This window comes from Caloramator australicus RC3 (assembly GCF_000297115.1).
GTDB lineage: Bacteria > Bacillota > Clostridia > Clostridiales > Caloramatoraceae > Caloramator > Caloramator australicus.
Window position 1 is genome coordinate 1 of record NZ_CAKP01000153.1, and the last position, 4,901, is coordinate 4,901.

Annotated in this window: 3 protein-coding genes and 1 pseudogene; 2 read left to right on the forward strand and 2 right to left on the reverse strand. The window is 32.4% G+C overall.

Annotated features, from left to right (window positions below; translation table 11 throughout):
* A pseudogene (tnpB, locus tag CAAU_RS13445) lies at positions 1-1,102 on the reverse strand (IS200/IS605 family element RNA-guided endonuclease TnpB); the annotation flags it as partial.
* Between the two features lie 270 nt (positions 1,103-1,372).
* On the opposite strand from tnpB, the gene CAAU_RS13450 reads away from it, so the two are divergent.
* Positions 1,373-3,814, forward strand: a complete 2,442-nt coding sequence (locus CAAU_RS13450; RefSeq protein WP_008909989.1) for an FAD-dependent oxidoreductase — start codon at positions 1,373-1,375, stop codon at positions 3,812-3,814.
* A 337-nt stretch (positions 3,815-4,151) separates the two neighbouring features.
* On the opposite strand, the gene CAAU_RS13455 is transcribed toward CAAU_RS13450, so the two are convergent.
* On the reverse strand, positions 4,152-4,478 hold the full coding sequence (locus CAAU_RS13455; protein ID WP_278244348.1) for an RMD1 family protein: 327 nt from the start codon (positions 4,476-4,478) through the stop codon (positions 4,152-4,154).
* A 69-nt stretch (positions 4,479-4,547) separates the two neighbouring features.
* Between CAAU_RS13455 and CAAU_RS13460 the strand changes: the two genes are divergently transcribed.
* The coding region (locus CAAU_RS13460) for a UPF0236 family transposase-like protein (RefSeq protein WP_040306815.1) at positions 4,548-4,901 on the forward strand (354 nt) is incomplete at its 3' end.

Below are 4,901 nucleotides of genomic sequence, written 5' to 3' on the forward strand. Positions count from 1 at the left end.
TGCTATACCTAATATCCTCTTTCCTTCTTTTAATATATTTTTACTTGCATTTACATCTCTATCGTGGACTGTCTTACATATTGGACATTCCCAATTCCTTATGTTTAAGTCTTTTACTTCTTCATTTTTATAACCACATACACTACATATTTGACTCGTTGGATAAAACATATCTACTTTTACTATTGTTCTTCCATACCATAATGCTTTATATTCAAGCATATTTACAAATTTTTGACCATGCTACATCTGATATGGACTTTGATAGTTTGTTATTTCTTAACATATTCTTAACCTTTAAGTCCTCCAAAATTATAACTTGGTTTTCGTTTATAATTTTAGAGGATAGCTTTTGCAAAAAATCTTCCCTTTGGTTTCTTATCTTCTCATGTATTTTGGCTACTTTCTTAGCTTGTTTCTTAAAGTTACTACTACCTAATTGTTTTTTAGAAAGCTTCCTTTGTTCCTTAATAAGTCTTTTTTCTAACTTTATAAGATATTTAGGATTGGATTTTTTGTTACCTTCACTATCTATCAGAAAGTGTTTTACTCCTAAATCTATACCTATTACTTTGTTAGTTTTAGACTTTTCTGTAGTTTTTTCTATCCTACAACAAATTGAAACAAAATATTTCCCTGTTGGAGTTCTACTTATAGTTGCATTTAGTATTTTACCCTCTACTTCCATTGATTTTACAAACTTTACCCAGCCTAATTTAGGTAGTTTGATTTTGTTTCCTTTAATTTCAATGTTGTTATTTGTAAATGTTGTTCTATAGCTTTGATATTTACATTTCTTTGACTTAAACTTTGGATAATTTGCTCTGCCTTCAAAAAAATTCTTAAATGCTTTGTCTAAGTCTTTGAGCGAATTTTGAAGTGCAAACTTATCTGCTTCTTTTAGCCATATATTAATTTGTTTTAGTTTTGTTAAATCAGCAGAGCAATCCTTATAATTAAATGTTATACCTTTAGTTTTATATTCTTCCTCTCTTTTAGCAAGGTAGTAGTTATATACAAACCTAACACAACCAAAGGATTTATTTATGAGCTCTATTTGTTGTTTATTAGGATAAAGCCTAAATTTAAAAGCTTTTTCCATACTTTCACCTCATAGTTATTGTAACATATGTTGTTATACAAAACAAACTTTTAACTAATATAAGTTATGATGCACAAATAATATATGTTATTATTAGAGCATCCTTACTCATGACTAAAGTCACAAGTAAGGACACTTTCTTAATCAAACTAGTTATTGCAAATTACACTACCGCAGTAAGGTATATTGACAATTGTATAAGGTTATTATATCATTATAATATAATTATTATATGTTAAAAAATTAAATTTTTAACAAGGAGAGGATAAAATGAATAAGAAAGTTATAATAGTTGGAGGAGTAGCAGGAGGCGCTAGTGCAGCAGCAAGACTTAGAAGATTAGATGAAAATATTGAAATAATTATGTTTGAAAGAGGAGATTATATATCCTTTGCAAATTGTGGATTGCCATACTATATAGGAGGCACTATAAAAGAAAGACAAAACTTGCTTGTTCAAACAGAAGAAGGAATGGAAAAAAGATTTAATATTGATATTAGAGTAAGAAGTGAAGTAACGAGAATATTTAGAGATACAAAGGAAGTTGAAGTTGTATCTGAGGGAAAAACATACAGGGAAAAGTATGATTATTTAATTCTTTCACCTGGTGCTGCTCCCTTTGTGCCACCAATCCCAGGAGTTGAAAAGAGCAACATATTTACATTAAGAAATATGGCTGATGTTGATAGAATAAAATCCTATATAAACGAAAAATCTCCCAAGAAGGCTGTTGTAATAGGTGGAGGTTTCATCGGTGTTGAGATGGCGGAAAATCTAAAGGATGTAGGTTTACAAGTTACTCTTGTTGAAGCCATGGATCAAATATTAGGACCTTTTGATATTGAAATGGCAAGGATACTTGAGAAGGAAATGAATGATCATGGAGTTGAGGTTATAACTTCGGATGGAGTAGAAAAATTTGAAGGCGAAGGAAGACTAATAGTTTCATTAAAAAGTGGAAAGACCCTAGAGGCAGATATGGTAATACTTGCAATAGGTGTAAGACCAGAGACTAAGCTTGCAAAGGAAGCTTGGCTTGAGATTGGAGAAAGAGGCGGTATAAAGGTTGATGAGTATTTAAGAACAAGCGACCCTTATATTTATGCCGTTGGGGATGCAATAGAAGTAAAGGATTTGGTAACTGGTGCATGGACATTAGTTCCGCTAGCTGGACCAGCAAACAAGCAAGGAAGAATAGCAGCAGATAATATTTGTGGGAGAAATGTTAAATATACAGCAACACAAGGAACTTCGATTTTAAAGGTTTTTGATATGACGGCTGCATCAACAGGAGCAAATGAAAAAACATTAAAGAGAATGGGAATCCCTTACTTAAAATCCTATACTCATTCAGGATCCCATGCAGGTTATTATCCAGGTGCATTTACCATGACAATAAAGTTGCTATTCTCACCTGAAGATGGAAAAGTTTTAGGTGCTCAAGTAGTTGGACGTGACGGAGTAGATAAAAGAATAGATGTTATAGCTACAGCAATAAGACATGGTTTAACCGTTTATGATTTAGAAGAATTAGAATTAGCTTACGCTCCACCCTATTCTTCAGCAAAGGATCCTGTAAATATGGCGGGATTTACTGCAGCAAATATTCTTAAGGGAGATATGAAAATCGTCCATTGGGATGAAATTGATAAATTAGATAGAAATGAATATTTCATTGTAGATGTTAGAACAGATCTTGAATATGAAACAGGTCACATAGAAGGAGCAATAAATATTCCTGTAGACGAATTAAGAGGCAGATTAAAGGATGTGCCAAAAGATAAAAAAATAGTTGTATATTGTAAAGTAGGATTAAGAGGATATATAGCATATAGAATACTTTTACAACATGGATACGATGTTTATAATTTAAGTGGAGGATATGATATTTATCAAGCATCTAGGAAAAAATATGGTGAAGGTATAAAGTTAAACGATGAGATGACAAAAATAGAGGAAGATGAAAAAAAAACTGAATTAAAAGAAAACGTTATTAAGGTCGATGCTTGCGGACTTCAATGTCCTGGCCCAATTATGAAGGTTAAAAATGAAATTGAAAAGATAAAGGAAGGAGAAGTTCTGGAAGTTCATGTTACTGATCCAGCCTTTTCAAACGATATTAAGGCATGGTGTGAAAGAACAGGCAATACCTTAATTAAGGTTGATAGGACGCAAGGCTCTTATGTAGCCTTTATTAGAAAGGGGAAAGCACAAGCTGTAAGCTGTTCTTCAAATGAATTAAGAAATGGAAAAAGCATTATAGTTTTTAGCGGAGATTTAGATAAGGCTATAGCTTCATTCATTATTGCAAATGGTGCAGCGGCTATGGGAAGACCTGTAACGATGTTCTTTACCTTCTGGGGATTAAATATATTGAGAAAGGATGTAGCTCCTAAAGTTGATAAAAGCTTCATTGAAAGAATGTTTGCAAAGATGATGCCTCAGGGTAGCAAGAAACTTGGTTTATCAAAGATGAATATGGGCGGAATTGGAGCAAAACTAATAAGAGGTATTATGCAAAAGAAAAATATTGCATCTTTAGAGGAGCTTATTGAACAGGCAAAGAAAAACGGTGTAAAACTTGTTGCTTGTTCAATGTCTATGGATGTTATGGGAATAAAAAGGGAAGAATTGATCGATGGAATCGAAATTGGAGGAGTAGCTTCCTTCTTAGCAGAAGCGGAAAAATCAGATACTAATTTATTTATATAGGTTTTAAAAGGGGCAAATATTGCCCCTTTCAGACTGTTGAAAAAGTTATTTTTTGATAAGCCCCGTGAAGGATTTCCCCGGCATTCGCTCATTTCGCTAAGCAATTCTAAGCTTTTCTTTGTTTTCAAAAGTCCTACCCTCGTGAGCCGACATCCGTGTCGGCCACTCGGCTCTGCACGTCCATGTGCAGAATTACGGACTTTTGAAAAGTCGAAAAGCAAGAATTGCTAAAGCTTATGAGAGATGCCTTTTTGAAATCCATTCACGGGGCTCTTGCAAAATTTCAACACCAAAAGGAGGTTTGTCTACAATCTGAAAGGGGCAAATATTGCCCCTTTTAAAATAGTAATTTTTCTAAAACTGATAAAAGTATATCTATCAAAAATAATATTATGACCATCCATTCAAGCTTTGCACCTCGTTTTGATTGAGTTAAGCTTGAAAATATTTCTGTTATATCTAGTAGAAGTTCAGTTTTATGTTTAATCTTTTCATATCTATCGTTTAGTTCAAAAAGCTCAGAAAGCTCGGTAAAGAATTTTTCTGCATCTTCATTTTCCCATACGATTTGAGGCTTATCAAGTAGCATTATGTATGATATAGTGTTATATTTGAATCTTAAACATAGTGTAAAATTATTGTAGGACGAAAAAGGACAAAAAATTTAAAAGAGACAACCCCTGTGGTAAAATAAAAAGTGGAAAAAACACAAATCAATAAGGGGGTGTCTCTTTTGAATAATATTATACAACATGATATTATACAACAACATTTAATAAATTTCACTACTAAATTAATAAAAAATGTAGAAGAAATGCTGTCAAAAGAATGGGATTTTACAAAACTTGTTGAGGTAGTTAAAGAATCGACTGATGAACTTGGAAGGAATATAATAAAAGACTTTTTAGAAGAATTAGATAAAGCGATTAAAGAAGATGATAAGAGAAAAAAGGAATGGATAGTTGAAAGAAAAGACAAGAAAAGTATTATTACGCTCCTAGGAGGAATAGAATATTCAAGAACATACTACAAATCAAGAAAGAGCGGAGAATATAGATATTTACTTGATGATGTTATAGGTATAAGG

What these genes read in the sequence shown, in the direction of transcription:
- CAAU_RS13450 (WP_008909989.1), top strand. Translation starts at nt 1,373, where the DNA reads ATGAATAAGAAAGTTATAATAGTTGGAGGAGTAGCAGGAGGCGCTAGT.